The sequence below is a fragment of the Candidatus Methanoperedens sp. BLZ2 genome, from assembly GCF_002487355.1.
Classification (GTDB): Archaea; Halobacteriota; Methanosarcinia; order Methanosarcinales; family Methanoperedenaceae; genus Methanoperedens.
The window spans coordinates 56,693-76,783 of sequence record NZ_NTMG01000074.1; the positions used below are offsets into that span (position 1 = coordinate 56,693).

The following is a 20,091-nucleotide window of genomic DNA, read 5'->3' on the forward strand; positions in this document are numbered from 1 at the left end:
ATACTATTTTCATGAAGATTCCTTTTCTTCTTTTATTGGTGTATTTAATATTTCAATCAGATCATCGACTTTTTGTTTAGGAAAGTATTTCTGGTATCGGCTCAAGATAACATCAACCATTATAATGTACATCTCATAGGCAGTACTCAATATAAAAATCTCTTCATCGATTAGTCGTTCGTTTTTATATAATGACGTAGCTATTGAAGGATGTGAATGCAGCGATATGATGTCTGACAACTCGTGGAACACATCTTTCATATACTTCTCTTTATATAACGTACCATAATCTATTTGCCAGTGAATGAATGATGGAGAGAACCATTTTGCAGAAGAATAATTTTTTTCATTAATTAGATTGAAAATCTTTTTTGGGTATTTTTTTTCCTGAAGGTAAGACCTGAAACCTTCGTAATCCATCGCTGCATACCATTTTATATTCTCGTTGAATATAGATCTCTGAATACACAATTGTTGAAGGTCGCCCCATCTTTTTATCTCGTTAGGATGCTGATGAAAGTACAATACCATTTGAGCAGATTCAACAATAAAACGCAGAATTGCCTGTGACTCAGAGTATTTGCGATAATTATTAAAATCAATGATTGTATGGATCAAGATACTATTGTTCAATAAAATTGCAGACAATACACTAAACAGGTCTTTATTCTCATCTCCCTCTATTTTATTGATGTCCAAGTCTATGACATATACTGTTTTTTCAGAGAGTCCAAAATATCTTTTTGCCAAATCAAAATAGAAATTCGTTCTCTTTGGGTTCTGCTTTCTTTCAGTCTGATATTCCTTCACGAGATCATCTGGGAGTGGACAATTTGCTTCATGGATAATTTTCTGTCCGTTATGTATCGGCAACTGAATAAAACCCTTGGTTTTAATTTCCTGAATATTAACTTTGTCGTTATCCGATGATTCTAGCATGTCGATGATTTTATCAAATGTGTTTTTGTCAAGCACCTTCAACATTGACAATAGTAATAAGTGCATTTCGTTGGCAGTTTTTTCAGGAATAAAGGTCCGAATCTCATTGAATATTATTTTCAAAACGATTTCAGTGAAACTCAATGCTGTCATTAGGTTTTCTAATTCCACTTCAATGTCTTTTTCCAATGGTTCAAAAAGAGTGAAAGAAGGGTGCACGTCGTTGCTGAGGATATTGTAATAATTGCGCAAATTCCGTTTCTGTTCATAGTTTGTTAAACCATGAATGTATTTTTCATAATCGATATTCGAGCATATGAAAATCGGATCAAATGTAAGTGATCTTTTGTAATATTCTTTAGTTATATGGGAAGTATCCCTATATCCTCTATTTTTGATTAGTTCCTCATATCCTTCAAAAGTTAAATGACTATATTCGTTATACGTTTTCTTATCAACAACCTTGTTCATCAATATCCCCTGAAAATCAATCCATCTCCTAGCCTCATCTGGATATTTGTCAAAATATTGAATCAGCAGCGTTATTTCCATCATGGTTCTCAATATGATGCTTGCTCCGCGATAATTTCTTTTTGTGTTCATCATAATCACGGAATCGGAAAGGCTAAAAAGTTGCCAATGCAGATTAATTATAGCGGTGAGTTTTGGATTGTTTAAGTTTATTGATTCCAACATCTCCCTGTCGATTTCCTTGATTGCAATTGGATATTTTTCATGATATATTAGCAGGATCATGTAGATTTCATCATATTCCTGCTCATGTTGTGTATAATTCTCAGTCATTGTGTCCAATTATCCTTATTCAAATATCTGATTTAACATTGTATAATATTCATTCAATTTATATCAATCTGCCGTCACTGTGTAATTAATATTAGACTTGTTGTGAAATAACTCATATATCGCTATGGTACAACGGTTTTTAGGCTTTACGCAAAACGGCTGTTAATATCTCCTTATCTAACTTATAATGCCATTCATATATATAATAAATATTTCTGAAAAATAATCATTTCTTCCAGTCATATAATCCATCTCTTCCCAGGTACTTACCTATATCCACCACGCTTTCTGGATTATTCAGGAAATCATCGAATTCAAATGTTTGGTATGAACCACTTGAGTTTGATATTACCTTTCCAGATGGTGATAATATCAAATAAGAACCTTTCATATCCTCGTTGGACTCAAAAACGGGTTTAGTCCCTCCTGTTAAGCGGATATGTTTGTGTCGGTTAATAAAATCGTTGAATTCCTCATCCGTGATAGCAAGTTCTTTCACACAATTATCATTTTGTCCTTTTATGTGAAGCATTTGGAATGCTTTCCATCTATGAGGATTCATCCGATGGATCAATTGATGCATATTCTCGCGATATGTCATTTTCGTGACGGTAGTGTTAACTTTCAATTTTATACCCTGTTCATGAATAAGGTCAGAAACTTCTATTGCATGGCTTACATGCTTCCCTTTACCCCTTGCAAGCTCAGCTTCCTTCAAATTGCTGATCGAGTCAACGGATATGCCTATCCAATCCGTGTACTTCCCGATCTCTGCTATGTTTCGGTCATTGATAAATGAACCATTGGTAACAATGGAAGTGGTAAATCCAAGAGCGTGCGCCATCTTAAGCAGTTCATAAAAAAGAGGATGTAAAAATGGTTCGCCCCCTACGAAATTAATTTTCTCGATGTTAATATCATCTGTTTTAGAATCTTTCAGCTTATTAAGTACGGAAAATGCCTCATTAAGATCCAAAATTTCAGTATCAAGTCTCTGGACATAACAAAACTTGCATTTATAGTTGCATTTTGCGGTTATGTGCCAATTTATCGATTTTATTGTTCTATCTTTCATCAAACCATAATCGGTATTGAAAAATATAATAATTCTTTAGTTTTATCAATAGTATTATAGATAAAACTATAAGTTAGTAGAATTAATGTAAAGATAGTATTTAGAGAGTTGTGCAATAAATGTCCGAAGAAGAAATTATTCACGTTATGAGTGCAGGAGCAAGTGTACACCTGACCTTTCCTGTTGCAGTTAATGAAATATCCAGGGCAACAAAGGTCTATGTCATTGTCGAAGATAGAGTGTATCAAGATTCAGAGGTTAAGGATAAACAGGAAATGCGTGAAAAAATCAGAAATTCAATAAATGAACTCAAAAAAATCGCATCTCCTTTTGTTAAAAATGGCATTCATGAAAAAAGGATACCTAAAGATACGCTTGAATATATTCGGAACGCGGTCATAGAAATTTATACTGAAAACCGAGATGCTAACTTCTTCTTTAATGTTTCAGGGGGTACAAAACAACTATCGATTGGTCTTTTTTTGATGGGATTATGGATAGAAGCGGTTCCATATCTTGTTGATCAGGATTTAGATGCAACAAAACTCTCTGTTCCAAGAATCCACATAAAGGATCTTACAGAAAATCCTAACCGCGTATTGATATTAAATATACTCCAAGAACAAAAGTCCAAACGATTATCAAGAAAGGATCTTTTCGATAAGGTAAAACAAGAATATATACAAATAAGAAAACCTAAGGAGAAAAGGGAATTGAAACAAGGAATTTTTAATGCTCTTGTAGAGAATTTAATTCAATGGGGTTTGATATATGTAAATTACAGGGAAGGAAGTAAGAAAGAGAAAGTATATCAAATAACTCCTGATGGAGAATTTACATTAAACTTTGTCAAGTTAAAACAGAATACAAGTTAAATCCACGAATGCAGTCTCACCAGTTCATTATTTTAATATATATTGTGCTTTTTGTCAGCTATTCCTGCCACTCCAGCTTCTTCGATTACTTATGAGGGTAAAATCGCATCTGAGATGCTGGCTGAAGTCCGTGAATGGGATAAACAGGAGAAGGCTGCTGGGTTCACCCTGGATATCTTTATCGCGCCATAACCAAATAAAAAACAATGTATAATCAACGAACGGATACATATTAAATGCCAGTATTAAGCATAATTGTATGCGGTATGCTTGAAGATGAACTCGCATATGTTCTCTCAAGCGATAGGGAGCTTGTCCAGTTGATACTTGTAGAGAACGGTGAACATTTCGGGCTGCAAAGGAAACTAAAATCCCTGGGATGCTTTCCAACGCTTATTCCACTGGATAGAGTTCTGGAAATCCTGATTCGAGAAAACAACCAAACCCTTCCGACAATCCTGAAACCACTCTGCCGCTTTAATTTTATCAAAAAAATCGTCAGCAAAATGGAAAACCAGCATAAACCAAAAGTAACAGTTGTAGCCAATATGTTGAGACGGGGACTACATGCCGATGTTGAAATGGTAAGAGTAGAAGTTTACAGGAAAATCATGGAAATGTCCCGGTTTTCAGACAGGATTCTCATTTTCTACGGCACATGTGGGCATTCACTTTCGAACCTGGAAAAAGATTTTGAAAATCTTGGGTGCCAGCTTTACTTCCTGAAAGACGAAAAAGGTGAGATTGTTGAGGATTGCATCAGCCTGGCGCTCGGAGGGAACGATGTCTATGCACGATCCCTAGTCAATGGCGAAGGTACTTTTTGCCTTACCCCGATGTGGGCTTCAAATTGGGAGGAGAAGTCGAAAGATAATGCGATTCTTTCACCGGAGTCTGATACAAAGTATCTGAAGCTGTACGGAAGAGCTGCAAAGATCAATACAGGGCTTTCGTATGAACCTGACTTTGATAAAAATGTCCGGGATTTTGCGCGGTTTTTCGATTTGAAGATCGTGGAACTTCAGGGGAGTAAAAAGATAGCGGAACAAAGTTATCAGAACGCTAAAAGGTTTCCTCGAAAAGATGGGACGAATATTTAGTTAGCTTTGATCATATTATTAGGTATGAAGAGAATTGTGCAAAAAAAAATCGAGCAGTATTGCCAGGAACACACAAATCCGGAGTCAAAGCTTCTTCATGAACTTGTAACTGAGACTTTTGCACATACAGCTTTTCCAGAAATGGAAATAGGACATCTTGAGGGAGCATTTCTTAGGATACTGGTGAGGTTACTTCGAGCAAAACGAATCCTTGAATTAGGAACATTTACAGGTTACAGTTCGCTTGTTATGGCAGAAGGATTACCCGATGATGGTAAGCTGATCACCTGCGATATTGACCCTGAGACTACTCAAATCGCCAAAAAATACTGGAGCAGGAGTCCACATGGGAAGAAGATTGAACTCAGGTTCGGTCCTGCCCTTGAAACACTCAAGACTATTGAAGGTCTCTTCGACTTAGAGCCTGTATGAAAATTCCTTTTTTATGAAATGGAAGAACCTCTTCGAGCCAATCGCTTAAGCATTAAATGGATCATACCAGCATAAATCATTGATTCACTTGATTCTGACAATCCTTCGTAGTCTTTACTCAAACGCCTATAACGACCCAACCATCCAAATGTACGTTCTACTACCCATCTTCGGGGAAGAACCTGAAAACCTTTTACATCATCACTACGCTTTACTATTTCCAATACCCAACAGCAATGTTCTTTGACCCAACCAATCAATTTTCCCGCATAACCACCATCAGCCCAAATCAGGCTCATACGAGATGATTTTCCAATATATTTTTCCAGAACAAGCTTGGCTCCATCTCGATCCTGTATATCGGCAGCATGCACTATTACCATGAGCAAAAATCCCATCGTATCCACCAAAATGTGGCGTTTTCTTCCTTTTATCTTCTTACCAGCATCATAACCACGCACACCGCGAGTTTCAGTTGTTTTTACTGATTGGCTATCTATTATCGCTGCGCTTGGTTCTGGTTGGCGACCATCAGCGATTCGCAATTCACTCCTCAAATCAGTATTTATTTGTTCCCAGATCCCTTTCAAACGCCAGAGACGGAAATAATGGTATACGGTGCTCCAAGGTGGGAAGTCATGGGGCATCATGCGCCATTGGCAACCTGAACGCAATATATAAAAAATAGCATTAAATATTATTCGAACAGCATGTTCACGTTTTCTGCCTCGTTTTGTTTTTGGTTTTGGAATGTGAGGTTCAACCTTTTGCCAATCCTTATCGGATATATCAGACTGATATGATATCATAAATAAATTTACCTTAGCATCAAAATTGTTGAACTAAATATTTAAAATTTTTTTATTAAATATAAAAAATTGATATATTCTATTGTTTTTGAAAAGTTGGATTATTGAATTGTTATTTATAATTAAAATAATATGAAAAATAATTATTTGACCTGACATTGTAAAATTTATTTTTCAGACAGGCTCTTAGTTTTTATCGACGCTGACAAAGTGAATTATATTAATTATTGGGAATTGTGCTTACCAAAAATCCGATCTGGTGGTCTATTGGTAATTGATAATGTGCTCTGGAGTGGATCGGTTCTTAACCCGGAAGATGAAACTGAAAGAGCAATAGATGAATTCAACAAACATGTATATTCTGATAAACGTGTGGAAGTGGTAATGCTCCCGATTCGTGATGGTGTAACTCTTGCCTGGAAATTCTAAAGCGGAATGATCAGGATGCCGTATATTGCTAAAAAAAATCTGGAAAAATGCAGATAATAGAGATTGATATGTTACGTACACGAATGTTGGGGAGAAAAATATTTGGTCCTTCATTCGATTATATCCTTTTCCTTCGCCCTCGACAGTGGCCTATTCTGACCTTTCAGTTGATTGTTGGGATATTTACTGCTCCTTCGGTCGCCGCGACCATTTCCCGGGGATCATTTGAGACATTTTCATGGAGCAGTCTTCTGATAGCTTGGCTGGCATGGGTTGTCTGCCTGAATGGAGGCACACTGGCTTTTAATAGCGCTTATGATCGCGATGAGAAAGATATTGCTTATCTGGTCAAGCCACCAATCCCACCTAACCATCTGGCGACCTTCTCCTTTATTTTAATGGCGATCGGCGCAGGTCTTGCTTTTCTTGTAACGCCGGCCTTCGGTCTGGTTACAGGAGGATGTGTCATAATGTCTGTCCTCTATTCTCATGATGCATTCCGCTGGAAGAGCATTCCTGGCGGCGACCTGGTTATTAATATAGTGGGTTACGGCGGGTGCACGACACTCTCAGGGATAATGATCGGGCAGGTTATTCTGGGTGCTATATCTGTCAGCCCGGACCTGGCAGGCTGGTTACTGATCGTGGGATTTGGCCTCTTATTTGGATCATTCTATCCTTTAACCCAGATCTACCAGCTGGACTCAGACCAAGAACGAGGCGACTTGACCCTGGTCGCTGCCATTGGTGCAGGCAAAGCCCTGATCTTGGCCATCGTGCTAGGTATTGCGGCGGGGATATTTCTCCTTGGAGCCTCCTGGCTATGGAATGATGCTTTCAGACCGATCCTTCCATTACTGGTGGCTTTGATGATTTGGATAGTAATGCTGGCAGTCTGGCATTTCAAGTCTGCCAGAATGAATGCGGCTGCTCATGAAAAGGGTATGTATATTGCTCTGACGGTCTGGGCGGTGATCGACATTTCCATTTTAATCAGCAGGTACGGATATGTGATGTAATTTAATTCAATGAATAAAACATCGTGGCACAACATCAACAAAGTTAAACTAAATAGAATGAGGTTTTGAACTTTTTTTTCAAAGAGTTTCTCATCACAACACTCTATTTCCTCTTCTTCGATTCATGCAGTCTCTGCAATTCTTCGATCTGCTTTATCTTATCTGCAATTTTTTTCTCTTCAGGAGAAATAATATGTTTCCTGTGATTTTGGGATTGCTGTGATTCGTTAACTTTTGGCTCCTTCGACTTTAACGCATCCCTCCTCAACTGGCTTCGGACTCTATCAAGCGCCGCACCTGGAATATCATCAGACTTTTTCTGGGATTTTGTCTTCTTTGGCACATAGGGAGGTTTGCCCAGTAATTCATACAAAATCATCAATGCTGCATGCTTATCCAGCGGATTGTTGTGGTTACCGCATTTTGGCGATTGGATGCAGCTAGGGCAGCCGTCGCTGCATGGACAGGATTCGATGGCTTTTAGTGTGACATCAAGAATATCGGATATAATTTCAAATCCTTTTTCGGCATATCCTACTCCGCCGCGATGTCCATCATATACAAATATCCCGCAATTTCCATCGAGGTCATTGTGACCGGGCGTAGAGACGCCGCCGACATCGTTCCTGTCAGCGAGGAGACGCAATGGATACATTGCTATCATTGCATGCTCGATAGCATGAATACCGCCGGGAAAATCGAGGTTATGCTTTTCAACAAGGTCGGTAAATCTATCCGGCAATTCGACCCAGAGTGCGACTGTTTCAAGGGAGAGCCTGGGCATCTCAAGAGCCTCCTCTCCAATTACAGTTTCACTGAAATATCTGAATTTCTTGAAACCAGTAACCTGCTCCACCACCTCCACTGCACCAAGACCGACCTTGACATCCTTGCATGAAGGCAGGTTCTTCCCGGTGTATTTTTCTTTTATGAATATTTCAGAGTTCACCAGTGCTTTGGTGTAGTACTCAGCCTTTGTTTCTTCCACATGGATCTCCTTCTTTTCATGGTCAAGCTTGCTGACATGATAGGGCGTGCCCATGTGCAGATATATGGCGCCCTCAAAGGCTTCCTTAAAAGCGAGTGACTTTTCAATGTCTTTCTCTATCGGGATTCTTCTTGCGCCATTGAATGCGAATATGGAATACGCATCTCTATCGATACCCCGGATGGAAACCTGTTCATGAGGGTTCGGATCCACGGCGGATTTGCTGTCACAGCCTGTTAATAATCCCTCACTCTCCAGCAATTCGATTATCCTTTCTAATCCGCTGCCGAAATATTTTTCGTCTTTGCCTGTGAGTGGTAATTCTTTTGCCGCGCACAACACATGACCTGCCTGGATATACGGATTTGAGACATTTAGCACAGCCTCTTCGCAGTTTCTATCAAAGAACTCTTTTGGGTATCGCATGTAATACTGGTCAAGGGCATTTGAACCTGCTACCAGCGCAACAACGCTCTCCTGGTTTCCCCGCCCTGCCCTTCCTGCCTGCTGCTTTGTATTCATAATAGTGCCTGGATAGCCGTCTATGATGCACGCATCAAGCCCGCCGATATCTATACCAAGCTCAAGAGCGTTGGTTGAAATAACTCCCCGGATACTGCCGTCTGATAACTTTTTTTCTATTTCCTCACGCTCTTTACCGAAATAACCTGCCCTGTACGGAGAGATCTTTTCTGCCAGTCCTTTATCCTTTAGACCGCTTCTGGAAGCTACATACATTCTCTCCGCAGCCTGCCTTGCACGAGTGAAAGCAATGGTCTGAAGTCCATATTGCACAAAACGGTTAAAAAGGCTGAGAGACTCGCCGAATGTGCTTCTTCTCACATTGAAACCCGCTTCATTGACATAAAAAGGTGGATTCCAGAAAATGAATTTCTGAGGCCCACGACTTGAACCATCCTTATTTATTACAGTAACATTCCTGCCAATCAAAGCGCCTGTATGCTCGCCAAGGATTACCTATGGTAGCTGAGCAGCAAATATACTGAGGATGTGAGTCATAATATGAGCATACACGATCAAGCCTTCTTATGAGATTTGCCATATTGCTGCCCACCACTCCGCGATAATAGTGGCTCTCATCCACCACGATGAATTTGAGATTTGAGATGAATCTTTTCCAGATGCGATGCCATGGGAGAAAACTCAAGTGGATCATTTCAGGATTTGTTAGAATGATCTGTGAATTTCCGTATCGTACTTCTCTTTTTTCATCTTCGTTCATTGTGCCGACATACTTGCTGATGTCTGCATCTATGCCCATTTCATCCCTGAATTCGATAAAACTCTTAAGCTGATCATTGACCAGGGCATTAAGTGGAGCAATATAGAGAGCGGTTGCTTTCAGGTCAGCCATAACCATTTCAAAAATCGGGATTATGTATGACAGGGATTTCCCGCTCGCCGTACTTGTTACTATGACAATGTCCTTTCCCGAACGCGCATGCAAGATAGCTTCTGCCTGATGGCTATAAAGCTGTTTTATTCCGATCCGGTCTAATGCGTAATTGATTAAAGGTTTTAATTCGATGGAAGTGTGCTCAGGCTGCCTGGAAGGTATCTCTTCTACATGGACGATCTGGTTCTCATAACTTCGTGAAGATTTGATACTATGAAGTAAGTCCGATACAGACATTCTATAATTCTCCTTCGAGTTTCTCTGACAGTAGCATGCTTTTTATTTCGACTCCTTTCTTTGTGTATTTTTCTTCTTTTTCCTCCGAGAGTTCAAAAAAGGATATTGTCTTCCTGCCCATCTTTTTGCGGCTGAAGAGTATCTGTCCGCCCTTTTCCTGATATGCTCTATATACGTTCTCGAACTGTTCTTTCTCTTCATCGGTCAGTTCAATTGTAGATATGTTTACTGAGAGCTTGTTGACGACCCTGAGCACATTGACCTCACGAACACGTTTTAGCTCATCCGCGTCTGGCATGTCGGGAGTGACATATATGCTCTGCTTCAGTTTGGGCGACCATGCCACGGTTTCTTTCGTCATTTCGATGAATCCGATAGGTACATATTCGCCAGGCTCAGGTTTTGCGAAATGTTTGACAAGGCGATATTGTGAGTCTGCCATAAAGTGAAGGAGTATTCCATTTGTGGGTGCTTATTTTTATTTGTTTGCCATGCAGGGTGAAACTATTATCAACAATGGAATTTACATTCCCCTTGACTGCGCCACTCAATCGCCGCGGGGCTGTTGCTGCCCTTTTTTTCGCGTCTCAGATGTTGTATTTGTTTTTTATCGATTACTTGTTACGCTTTTTTTTAGCATATACGACAGGATTTTTCAATTATTTTGACAGACATGCTATCGTAGATTCCCGATCACTTCTTCCACACTCGTATATTTCTTAGCAGGCAATTTTCCAAACGAATTAGCATGCACTTTTTTCAGTCTTTGTCAGATCGAATACCTTCCAGCCCTGATCGCCAAAGTTTTATTGCCTTTTAGAATAATTACAGAAAGAAGAAAAAGAAAAATATGAATAAGAAAAAATATCTGACCGCTGATGAGGTAGAAGATTTAAAAGATGCATGCGAGACCTCAGAGGAAAAGTCAATAGTCCGTGACCTTACAGATACCGGTATGAGGTTAAGTGAGGTACTTAAAAACAGGAGTAATTTTCCAACACATCATTATACCTAACGGAGACTCAATTATCTTTGCTGTTTTTTTTTAAAGTTTCAATCACTTCTTCAACAGGATCAAACTTTACATCAGGTAGCTTATTGAGAAGCATGCTCGCATGCATATGCTCTTTCTCGGTCAGGTCGAACACCTTCCAACCCTGCTTCTCCATTAATTCACCCTTAGTTGCAGGGAACACGGCATCCTCATCAAGTACGACCTTCAAAGATTCCAGCCCGGCAGCCTTAGTGACCTTTGGGAAGACCCCGCTTTTTTCATATACTTTAAGCCGTGCAGCATCCGAATACATCCTTGCCCCGTGGAATGTGAGATAAACATTTTCTCCCCCTCTTTCTTTTGCGCTCGTGTTAATCTTCAATAATTCTGCATCGTCGAACTGGTACAGATTATGCTTCCCATGACCGAATAAGCGAGTATAGAATATATCGGAAGCCACAGCAGGCATTTCCCTTGAGATATCAGTACAGTGGATTATTCCAAGGTCGCGCATAAGTTCAACTGTTCTATCAGATACATTCCCGCGAATCTCCCATGCCAGTCTCACATTGCCAAAATCAACGGATGAGAGCAGATCCTGAATACTTTTATGCTTTTCATCAGGATTGAAATGGGGTGGCGTCTGGATGTGCAGGATCTCAGCTTTTAATTCTCCGCAAATACGAAGCAATTGATTGAGTATTTCATAACTTTCACTTCCTGGGGAAAGCAGATATTTATGCGTCAGGTCTTTGTGGCACCTTACTGAAAACATAAAATTGTCTGGAACTCTTTGCCTTCATGACCTGACCATCTCGATAGATGGAATTGTGTAGAATGTTGAATTTACTTCCACAAAATCAAACGCTTTTGAGTACGCTTCGAGGGAATCCAATCCAGGCACTTTGAAATATGCCCATCCTCCTGCGCCGATGTGAAGCATGGACATAAGTATTAATTGGAAAGGATATAATAATTATTCATGGAAGGTAAGTGAGGCAGGCAAACGAAAATATTAAGAATGTCAGAAATATTGATTTCACCGTAAGGATATGGAATTTTGTTGCTTGAAAAGTACCGTGAAGGCGGGAAAGAGATAAGATCATGACAGTACCGCTCTGGCGCAATCCCAAGCTCTACGGAATATTGGGCTTCATTCTGGTATCCGCTCCCCCTCTGTTCTTCTTTTTCATGGGAGTGCCGGGAACAAGTATTACGGAAAAGGAATCTGCTGGCGGTAATCGAACTGTCGTTACAGAAACAGTCTGGAGCGGTGCATATAATCCCCTTCTCCTGATATTTGTTATTGGTGCTGCTGTAGCTGCAATAGGGTGTTATCGGAGCAAACATATGGCATGGGTTGGGAGTCTTTTCGTGCTTGCATATTCGGTACTGGCAATGTTCAGCATTGGAATGCTTATTTTGCCCGGCGCTGTGGTTCTTTTAGCGGGTGCTGCGGTTAAGACCGTTGATATAAGTACATAGGAGTTCTTGAGTAATTATGGTCTAAATTTTTTTTTGCTGGGACATCCTACCTTCATATATCTTATCATTCTGACAAGGCTGCGTTATGGGAGCTTATTGCAAAGCTAATAACAGGAAAATACGGGACGAGATTACTTCTTATCTTGGTCATTTATGGTGGTTTCTGTTGGGAAACAAATCCATAGGTTAAAGTGAATATAGAGACTGAGATAAATGATATATGCCGAAAGTTGTATTTGTTCATAAAGGAGTGTGATTTTAAATGAAAAAGATATTATTCATTGGTCTGCTGTTAATAATAGTCCTAATAAGTGGCTGCACCTATCAACCAAGAACCGAGACCATTTCACAGCCAACCGTAACGAAGACTTTGCCAACTGCCATGGTAACAGAGATAGCAGTTACAATAACAGTAATAGCAACCCCAGTTTCGACACCAGCACCAGTTTTAGTACAGATTAAAGGATTTGCATATAATCCATCAACAATCACTGTTCCGGCGGGGACAACCGTGACATGGGCACAAATGGATAGCGGTGTACAGCATACCGTAACAGGAAACGGTTTTGATTCCGGTATTCTAAATGCAGGAGATACTTTCAAATGGACTTTTAAAAAAGCTGGAACTTTTTCTTACTCTTGTTCAACCCATACAAATATGATTGGAATAGTGATGGTGACATGACAAGAAGAACTCAAAGAGTTGACTAATGAATTACATAGGCATCGATGGGTGTAGGAAAGGCTGGTTCTATGTATGTTTGGGCGACACTGATAATTGGAAAACTGGTGTCATTCAAGACATTCAATCATTGATTGATGAATTCCATGAAGAGTGTTTGATTCTGGTGGATATACCCGTGGGATTACGAAGAAATGGAAATCTTGAAAGACTATGCGATAAAGAAGCACGAAAAGTCTTGGGAAATAGAAAGTCAAGTGTTTTTCCAGTTCCATGCAGAAATGCGGTATATGCAAGTACATACGAAGAAGCGAGTCACATTAACTTTCAATTAACGGGCAAATATATATCGAAGCAAAGTTGGTTTATATCCGGCAGAATCAGGCAGGTCGATGAACTGCTTACAAATTCCGTGAAACGAAAATATGTCAGAGAAGTCCATCCCGAAGTATGTTTTTGGGGACTCAACGGTGGAAAGAGCATGAATCATTATAAAAGAACTCCAGAGGGCTTCTACGAACGATTGTCTGTTATTCGGAATGTCTACGAGAAATGTGATGAGCTTGTCGATGATGCGCTTGATAAATATAAAAAAAGGGACGTCAACAGAGACGATATTCTTGATGCTTTAGTTGCAGCGGTCACAGCGAGATGTGGTTTCAAAGCGTTAAAAACAATTCCTGATGTTCCAGAACACGATGAAATGGGATTGCCGATGGAAATGGTATATTACCAGCTACAATCAAAAAAAAAACAGTCACAAGTTGTAGTCTCATAGCTTACATTCCAAGTTCATTTAAAGCTTCGTACAGGGATTTTTGAATTTTATTGGGAAGATTTTCAGCAACCCTATCAATAAGGATAACCAATTCGATTTCATTATTAAGAACTAAGTGCAGGTTCTGTACAAACTCTGTTATACTCTTGTTATCTATATCGTATTTTGATTTTATTTCATCTCGTGTTTCTTCAATAAACGTGATTTCGACCTTTCTATTTTCAATGTCTGGTAAATCATATCTTAATTTATATAGCAAAATGAAATTTTTGTATGGTTGTTTTATGGCATGTTTTATTGCATTAAAAATACCCATAGAAAGCTGTTCTCTTACTTCTTTTTCTGGATATTTTTTATACAGTTCACTTAGCTCATCAATGTATTTTTCAATCTTATCAGTATTCACCTCCTTACTGTATAATATACTGTATAATATCATATTAAAAAGACCCTTAGAAAGCTGTTCTCTTACTTCTTTTTCTGGATATTTTTTGTGTAGTTCCATTAGTTCATCAATAATTTTTTCCATTTTATTAGTATCCACCTTCTTCCCATAATGTGGCATCGCATTAACAAGACCTTTTGCAAATTCTTCTCCAACCTCTATTTCTCCATATTTTTCATACAATCCCCTCAGTTCATCTAAATATTCTTCCATCATCTTAGAATTCGGCACCATAATTTCATAATGTATTAACACATTGACAAAACACTGAGCAAGGTGTTCTCTTACTTCTTTTTCTTGAAACTTTTCATACAATCCCCTCAGTTCATCAATGTATTTTTCCATCATCTTAGAATTCGGCACCCCCACAGCATAATATAATATCGCATTAAAAAGACCCTTAGAAAACAATTCATTTACTTCTTTTTCCGAATATTTTTTGTGCAGTTCCCTCAGTTCATCAAGGTATTTCTCCATATTCACAAAATTCAGTGCTTTACCATAATGATTTGTAGCATTGACAAAACCCTCAGCAAGTTCTTCTTTTACTTCATTTTCTGGAGGTATTTTGTTCAGTCCTCTCAGTTCATCAATGTATTTTTCCATCTTCTCAAAATCCGGTACCCCACCAAAATATAGTGTGGCATTGACAAGACCCATGGCAAGACTTTTCTTTATTTCATTTTCTGGAGGCGTTTTGTTCAATTCCCTCAGTTCTTCAATGAATTTCCCCATCTTCACAAAATTCAGTGCTTTGCCATAATGATTTGTAGCATTGACAAGACTCACGGCAAGTTTATCTTTTACTTCCTTTTCTGGATTCTTTTCATAAAGTTTCCTCAGTTCATCAATGCTTTTTCCCATCTTCTCAGAATTCGGGGCAATATCTCCGTAATAAGAGCTCAAATTAACAAGACTCTTGGCAAGATTATCTATCACCTGCTCTTCAGGATAACGTTCTGATATATCGTTATAACACCTGATCCATTGCTTTAAATTGATTTTATTCCAGTCAAAAATGCCAGTGCGAGGCAAATCCCCAGTGAAAAATATAATAGCGAAGAAAAATTCTGGATTCTTTCCGCATTTACTGTTCAGTTCATCCCACATTTGACTGAGTATTTCACAAGCCTTCTGGCCATCGGTTATATTATATCTTGGAATAACAGCGACGTTTTGAGAAATTCTAAGAGGCATATATGGTATCAAACTTCTCCAGATTTTCTCGAATTTATCGCTATTTACAAGTTCAAGCCTCATGAAATCGGCTAAAGGGTCGGGTTTTATTACATATTTGTTATCACCTTCTGAGAATAAAATACCCATGTCGCTATTTGATGCCATTCGCAATACTTTTTCAAAAGAATCTTTGTTCTTTAATATCGGTAATTTTCTGATATGCTCTATATCATCCCAATAAATAGGTGTCAAAAGAGACATCAACTGGATTGTTTCACGTGTTTCCTCAATACTAAGGGAAACCATGGTTGCAATATCTTTTATGTACCGTTCTGCCTTCCATTTGACTACATCATACGCTTTACCAATCTCACCTTTTTCCCTATAATATTCAGCGAAAAATATGGCAAAATCAAAACTGTTAAGGCAGTTTTCTTCAATTTTTTTGGCGCTTGTTGCATCTACCCAGTCGCAGTATTCTTTTAAAAAGCCGATAATATCTCCTTTTTCAACAGTAAGGAATATTGATGGGATATTCCTTTGAGTGATAAAACTTTTGATTGCTTCGTCATATATCGGTCTGTTAATTAATATTAGTTTTAATTCCTTCTCCCCATTAGGAAAATAATCTGATACAGAAGCTATCAGGCTATCTCTCTTTGAAGTATCTGAAGCATCATCCAGAATCAACAGGATTTTTTCTTCTGGCGGTAGTTCACCAACATTAATAATATCTGGATTTATATAATATGTATCCCACTCTCCTTTTTCTGTCACTTGTTTTGCAAATTCGAGACTCAATTTTGTCTTGCCTACTCCGCCGTCACCAGACAGAACCATTATTTTCTTATTGCTTTCAAGAAATCTATGAAGATTCCTTAGTTCTTCACTTCTCCCAATGAAAGTTTCATATTGTAAGAGAGGCTGAATATATGATAAACGCGAATACTCTTCAATGGTAAAAATTGGCTTATCCAATTTGTATTTTGTCTTTGAAATTTCTTGTAAAGATGCAACTATTTGTCCAAGAGTGAGCTTTATACCTTCAGATTCCGCTGAAATTTTAGCCAACAATTCAGAGTTGAAAATAACTTGAACCCTTGGATTATCCTTCAACTCAGAAGCGAAGTAATCGCAAACCTCTTCAAACAGCCTCTCCTTCACTTTTTCCCTGAAACAGTCAGGTATTGCGCTATCCTCCAAAGCTGACCTGACAAGCTCTAACTTGACAACTTTGATTCTATCCCCTGCAAGTGTACCTTCAGGTGTAACCAGTAACTCGATTTCGCTTAATTGCCCGACGGGTATATCATAGTATTCTTGTATCTCAACATTTTCAAATTCTTTTGTCAGGTTTTTTGTTTTTCTTCCCAGCCATTCGATAGCGGAACTATTTTCTTTTTTATATACTTTTAATTTTTCACGACAATCCTTACAAATCTTCAAAAGCGCCCGAAGGTATGAGCGCCTAATCGCTTTTTGGAGGTCGTGATTTTCAAGGTTTTTCCCTGTCTTGAGCAGTCCAACGAATTTTTTATAAGAGGTAGTAACTAAAGAATCAGCTCTGTTTCCAACAACTCCTGATAAAGCGCTGGCAAGAAGCCCTCCCGCCAGTGACGCAAATAAAGGGTCAATAATCATATATTTCTCTTAATCGGTGCAGAATGTACAATATGAATTTTAATAGAAAAACCTTTGCAATTTTTTTATTCAAACATAACAATTATTACTTTAATTTCAGCCATTATTGTGCTATATAATCAGTATTTTACAAAAAAATTCGTTGAGTATGCCCATCCTCCTGCGCCGATATGAAGCATAAACATAACTATTAATCTGAAGGGATATAATTAATTGCTATGGGCGCAATTCGTCTGGGATGCTCAGGCTGGGATTATCGCGACTGGGCAGATGTATTTTATAAAAGCCCGGATGAGTCAAAGCTCAGGGCATATTCCCGTATTTTTAACACTGCTGAGATCAATTCTACTTTCTACAGCTATCCTGCGCCTGGAATTGTGTTTGGCTGGGCAAAGCATACGCCGCATGATTTTAAATTTGCAGTGAAGTTAAACCGCCTGATAACACATGAAAAAATGCTTGATCTATCAAGAGGGGTGGAGGATGACTTGCGAAGATTCTGCGAACTCATGAAACCACTGCAGGAAACAGAAAAACTTGCCTGCATCCTGATCCAGCTTCCGCCCGGAATGAAATTCAAAAAAGACAGGATAGAAGCATTCCTGAAAATACTGCCTCTAGATATGAGATTTGCACTTGAGTACAGGAATGAGACCTGGCTTACAGATGAAGCTCATGACCTACTTTTGCATTATAATGTCGCTGCTGTGACTGTAGATGAGCCGCTGCTCCCACCTGAAATAAGGCTGACTTCGGATATCGCCTATGTGCGATGGCATGGTCGGGGTAAAAATATGTGGTATAATTACCGTTATTCAAAAGATGAGCTTGCGGCCTGGGTGCCGAAAATTAAAGAAATGTCGCAGAGAGCCCAGGTTTATGGTTATTTCAACAACCATTACCACGGTTATGCGCCAGAGAACTCCATGGATGTATTGGAGATGCTGGGAGTAGCCATTCCTGAACAGAAAGAGGCAAGGCAGCATATTTCGGATTACTGGAAAGGTAAGGTGAAAGGAAAAGTTGTTGCGAGGACGCTTAATGATTTTCTTGAGCCGGAAAAAGAGGATGTGATGACTTTGCTCTCGGGATATATCGATGCTTCAAGACTTGATAGAGCAAAAGAGATCAAGGACATTGAGATGCTCGAATTGAGCATGGATAAGATCATAGCGGATGTACGGGGCTATTCGGTTTACATAGACCTTGAAAAGCGGTTTATACTGCATGACTGCGGCGACTGGAGAAGAACGCAGCTGGAGAAGAGATTCTGCAAGCATATAGGCGCGCTTATGCTTGCGCTGCCTGAGGATGCGGCAAGAAGTGTGCTTCTTGGGATCAAAAGGCAGATGTGGGAATTCAGCCAGTATACGGGGAGAGGGGATGTACAATAAATAACTGATTTCTTATAGAATATGTGGTGATGAAAAGGAACAATCTCGATGAAGGATTATAAATCCAATCCTCGGAAAGAGATCGTTCAGTAAAGGGAACTTTCCTTATCTTTGTCATTCCTTTGAAAATCAGATTCTCCCTTTAACTTAATTCCCCGGAGAACTGACCAAAGATATAGTATTTTTTCCATTAGACGTGATAAATTAGTTTCCTTCCTAATTTTTTAATTAAAAGAAGTCTATCTGCATGAAAGTACATTAAGGGGATGATAAGAATGAAAATCGAATCCGTTATCGAAAAATTCCTAAATTCAATAGTGGTTGAGAGAAATTTGTCAGAAAGGACTTTGGAAGCCTATAAATGCGATTTAAAAATCTTTGGTCAAATATTCAAACAAAAAGAAGTCGAAGAAATAACTACAGAAAATGTTAGAGAAATCATCGAGCTATTAGAAAAGAACCACCAATACAAAGATACTACAATCAAGCGAAAAATAGCAACGCTCAAAGTTTTCTTTAATTTTGCTGAGCAAGAAGGAATAATCTCTGATTCCCCAACTAGAAAAATAAGGCAAAAATATAAAATTGCCAAACGCCTGCCCAAAGTATTATCACAAAGAGAACTTAAAAAGTTATTAAAAGCATTGTATGATGAAATAAAAATCTTACATAAGATGCAAGAACAAAATATTGACGATGACCTAAAAAATAATAATTTGATTAGAGCCTATCGCGATTGCGCAATATTGGAAATTTTATTTTCTACTGGTATGCGCATAGGTGAACTGGTGATGCTAAATGTCAATGGCATAAACCTCCAGGAAAGAACCATTCTAATTTTTGGAAAAGGAAGGAAAGAACGGATAATTTATTTATCGAGTGATGAAGTCTTGAATGCCATAAAAGAATACTTGATTTATAGAAAATCCATTCAAACAGGTATAAAGGCTCTTTTTTTGAATAGAGATAAGAAAAGACTCAGCATATATTCTATCGAGAATATATTCAGAAAATATTGTGATAGGGCAAAGATCAGGAACCACTATACTCCACATTGTTTGAGACATACAATGGCAACAATGTTGTTGTATAATGGGGCGGACATAAGGGCAGTTCAGGAGATACTGGGGCACGCAAGTGTTATTACTACTCAAATTTACACCGAAGTTTCCCAAAAGCATAAAAAGAAAGTGTTGACAAAATTCAATGCAAGAAATCGGATGAGAATGTCATAATTGAGCAACTTTTATTTCCCGTTGCAATAGACCGCAGCTGATTGATTTTTAGGATATCATCTCAGTTGAAAATCTAGCTGGTTCCCCCCATAAATTGCATTCTTTTCATATCAAAATAACTTGAAATTATTTTA

Annotated in this window: 19 protein-coding genes and 1 pseudogene; 12 read left to right on the plus strand and 8 right to left on the minus strand. The window is 38.7% G+C overall.

Annotation, left to right across the window (positions count from 1 at the left end; genetic code table 11):
• Positions 1 to 9 precede the first annotated feature (9 nt).
• A complete protein-coding gene (locus CL181_RS15970; RefSeq protein WP_097300321.1) occupies positions 10 to 1,743 on the minus strand; it encodes a DUF5677 domain-containing protein in 1,734 nt (577 codons plus the stop codon).
• 226 nt (positions 1,744 to 1,969) lie between these two features.
• Complete coding sequence (locus CL181_RS15975) at positions 1,970 to 2,818, minus strand: viperin family antiviral radical SAM protein (protein WP_097300322.1); 849 nt, start codon at positions 2,816 to 2,818, stop codon at positions 1,970 to 1,972.
• Between the two features lie 119 nt (positions 2,819 to 2,937).
• On the opposite strand from CL181_RS15975, the gene CL181_RS15980 reads away from it, so the two are divergent.
• From CL181_RS15980 to CL181_RS15990, 4 genes are read left to right on the plus strand one after another with little or no spacing between them, the layout of a single operon-like run.
• Positions 2,938 to 3,693, plus strand: coding sequence for a hypothetical protein (locus tag CL181_RS15980; RefSeq protein WP_097300323.1), 756 nt, complete (start codon positions 2,938 to 2,940; stop codon positions 3,691 to 3,693).
• Positions 3,694 to 3,744: 51 nt separating this feature from the next.
• On the plus strand, positions 3,745 to 3,885 hold the full coding sequence (locus CL181_RS20625; RefSeq protein ID WP_176505274.1) for a hypothetical protein: 141 nt from the start codon (positions 3,745 to 3,747) through the stop codon (positions 3,883 to 3,885).
• 44 nt (positions 3,886 to 3,929) lie between these two features.
• The gene (locus CL181_RS15985; protein ID WP_097300324.1) at positions 3,930 to 4,793 is read left to right on the plus strand and encodes a DUF1638 domain-containing protein; all 864 of its coding nucleotides are present in this window, start codon (positions 3,930 to 3,932) and stop codon (positions 4,791 to 4,793) included.
• A gap of 36 nt (positions 4,794 to 4,829) precedes the next feature.
• Positions 4,830 to 5,225: an O-methyltransferase gene (locus tag CL181_RS15990; protein WP_217993201.1), complete on the plus strand. Its 396-nt coding sequence runs from the start codon at positions 4,830 to 4,832 to the stop codon at positions 5,223 to 5,225.
• A gap of 11 nt (positions 5,226 to 5,236) precedes the next feature.
• Here CL181_RS15990 and CL181_RS15995 read toward each other — a convergent pair whose 3' ends face one another.
• On the minus strand, positions 5,237 to 6,034 hold the full coding sequence (locus tag CL181_RS15995; RefSeq protein ID WP_097300326.1) for an IS5 family transposase: 798 nt from the start codon (positions 6,032 to 6,034) through the stop codon (positions 5,237 to 5,239).
• 195 nt (positions 6,035 to 6,229) lie between these two features.
• Between CL181_RS15995 and CL181_RS16000 the strand changes: the two genes are divergently transcribed.
• On the plus strand, positions 6,230 to 6,463 hold the full coding sequence (locus tag CL181_RS16000; protein WP_255251610.1) for an O-methyltransferase: 234 nt from the start codon (positions 6,230 to 6,232) through the stop codon (positions 6,461 to 6,463).
• Positions 6,464 to 6,531: 68 nt separating this feature from the next.
• Entirely contained in the window at positions 6,532 to 7,482 is a 951-nt protein-coding gene (locus CL181_RS16005) for a UbiA family prenyltransferase (protein ID WP_176505275.1), read from the plus strand.
• Positions 7,483 to 7,585: 103 nt separating this feature from the next.
• On the opposite strand, the gene CL181_RS16010 is transcribed toward CL181_RS16005, so the two are convergent.
• The 3 genes from CL181_RS16010 to CL181_RS16015 are packed head-to-tail and all read right to left on the minus strand — an operon-like array spanning position 7,586 to position 10,566.
• Entirely contained in the window at positions 7,586 to 9,421 is a 1,836-nt protein-coding gene (locus CL181_RS16010; protein WP_255251607.1) for a DEAD/DEAH box helicase, read from the minus strand.
• Complete coding sequence (locus tag CL181_RS21245; RefSeq protein WP_255251608.1) at positions 9,390 to 10,124, minus strand: DEAD/DEAH box helicase; 735 nt, start codon at positions 10,122 to 10,124, stop codon at positions 9,390 to 9,392. The genes CL181_RS16010 and CL181_RS21245 overlap by 32 nt, the downstream gene beginning before the upstream one ends.
• Position 10,125: 1 nt before the next feature.
• Positions 10,126 to 10,566 (minus strand): hypothetical protein, encoded by a 441-nt coding sequence (locus tag CL181_RS16015; protein WP_097300329.1) that lies wholly within the window; start codon positions 10,564 to 10,566, stop codon positions 10,126 to 10,128.
• A gap of 408 nt (positions 10,567 to 10,974) precedes the next feature.
• On the opposite strand from CL181_RS16015, the gene CL181_RS20630 reads away from it, so the two are divergent.
• Positions 10,975 to 11,139, plus strand: a complete 165-nt coding sequence (locus CL181_RS20630) for a hypothetical protein (protein WP_176505276.1) — start codon at positions 10,975 to 10,977, stop codon at positions 11,137 to 11,139.
• Between the two features lie 7 nt (positions 11,140 to 11,146).
• Here CL181_RS20630 and CL181_RS16020 read toward each other — a convergent pair.
• A pseudogene (locus CL181_RS16020) lies at positions 11,147 to 12,067 on the minus strand (DUF72 domain-containing protein).
• 155 nt (positions 12,068 to 12,222) lie between these two features.
• Here CL181_RS16020 and CL181_RS16030 point away from each other — a divergent pair.
• The 3 genes from CL181_RS16030 (at position 12,223) to CL181_RS16040 (ending at position 14,063) form a co-directional block, all read left to right on the plus strand.
• Positions 12,223 to 12,603: a hypothetical protein gene (locus CL181_RS16030; protein ID WP_097300332.1), complete on the plus strand. Its 381-nt coding sequence runs from the start codon at positions 12,223 to 12,225 to the stop codon at positions 12,601 to 12,603.
• 262 nt (positions 12,604 to 12,865) lie between these two features.
• Positions 12,866 to 13,288 carry a plastocyanin/azurin family copper-binding protein gene (locus CL181_RS16035; RefSeq protein ID WP_097300333.1) on the plus strand — a complete coding sequence of 141 codons (423 nt, stop codon included), beginning with the start codon at positions 12,866 to 12,868 and terminating at the stop codon, positions 13,286 to 13,288.
• Positions 13,289 to 13,313: 25 nt separating this feature from the next.
• Entirely contained in the window at positions 13,314 to 14,063 is a 750-nt protein-coding gene (locus CL181_RS16040; protein WP_097300334.1) for a DUF429 domain-containing protein, read from the plus strand.
• Between the two features lies 1 nt (position 14,064).
• On the opposite strand, the gene CL181_RS16045 is transcribed toward CL181_RS16040, so the two are convergent.
• Complete coding sequence (locus CL181_RS16045; RefSeq protein ID WP_141398948.1) at positions 14,065 to 16,890, minus strand: ATP-binding protein; 2,826 nt, start codon at positions 16,888 to 16,890, stop codon at positions 14,065 to 14,067.
• 656 nt (positions 16,891 to 17,546) lie between these two features.
• Between CL181_RS16045 and CL181_RS16050 the strand changes: the two genes are divergently transcribed.
• Both CL181_RS16050 and CL181_RS16055 read left to right on the plus strand, forming a co-directional pair.
• Positions 17,547 to 18,722: a DUF72 domain-containing protein gene (locus CL181_RS16050; protein WP_097300336.1), complete on the plus strand. Its 1,176-nt coding sequence runs from the start codon at positions 17,547 to 17,549 to the stop codon at positions 18,720 to 18,722.
• A 275-nt stretch (positions 18,723 to 18,997) separates the two neighbouring features.
• A complete protein-coding gene (locus tag CL181_RS16055; protein WP_176505278.1) occupies positions 18,998 to 19,957 on the plus strand; it encodes a tyrosine-type recombinase/integrase in 960 nt (319 codons plus the stop codon).
• The last annotated feature ends 134 nt before the right edge of the window (positions 19,958 to 20,091 follow it).

Bases quoted from the DNA above. Each gene is read 5' to 3' on its own strand.
- CL181_RS16005 (WP_176505275.1), top strand. From the start codon at position 6,532: ATGTTACGTACACGAATGTTGGGGAGAAAAATATTTGGTCCTTCATTC.
- CL181_RS21245 (WP_255251608.1), bottom strand. From the start codon at position 10,124: ATGTCTGTATCGGACTTACTTCATAGTATCAAATCTTCACGAAGTTAT.
- CL181_RS16055 (WP_176505278.1), top strand. From the start codon at position 18,998: ATGAAAATCGAATCCGTTATCGAAAAATTCCTAAATTCAATAGTGGTT.
- CL181_RS20630 (WP_176505276.1), top strand. From the start codon at position 10,975: ATGAATAAGAAAAAATATCTGACCGCTGATGAGGTAGAAGATTTAAAA.
- CL181_RS15975 (WP_097300322.1), bottom strand. From the start codon at position 2,818: ATGAAAGATAGAACAATAAAATCGATAAATTGGCACATAACCGCAAAA.
- CL181_RS15985 (WP_097300324.1), top strand. From the start codon at position 3,930: ATGCCAGTATTAAGCATAATTGTATGCGGTATGCTTGAAGATGAACTC.
- CL181_RS15995 (WP_097300326.1), bottom strand. From the start codon at position 6,034: ATGATATCATATCAGTCTGATATATCCGATAAGGATTGGCAAAAGGTT.
- CL181_RS16030 (WP_097300332.1), top strand. From the start codon at position 12,223: ATGACAGTACCGCTCTGGCGCAATCCCAAGCTCTACGGAATATTGGGC.
- CL181_RS16015 (WP_097300329.1), bottom strand. From the start codon at position 10,566: ATGGCAGACTCACAATATCGCCTTGTCAAACATTTCGCAAAACCTGAG.
- CL181_RS15980 (WP_097300323.1), top strand. From the start codon at position 2,938: ATGTCCGAAGAAGAAATTATTCACGTTATGAGTGCAGGAGCAAGTGTA.
- CL181_RS16040 (WP_097300334.1), top strand. From the start codon at position 13,314: ATGAATTACATAGGCATCGATGGGTGTAGGAAAGGCTGGTTCTATGTA.
- CL181_RS16035 (WP_097300333.1), top strand. From the start codon at position 12,866: ATGAAAAAGATATTATTCATTGGTCTGCTGTTAATAATAGTCCTAATA.
- CL181_RS15970 (WP_097300321.1), bottom strand. From the start codon at position 1,743: ATGACTGAGAATTATACACAACATGAGCAGGAATATGATGAAATCTAC.
- CL181_RS16050 (WP_097300336.1), top strand. From the start codon at position 17,547: ATGGGCGCAATTCGTCTGGGATGCTCAGGCTGGGATTATCGCGACTGG.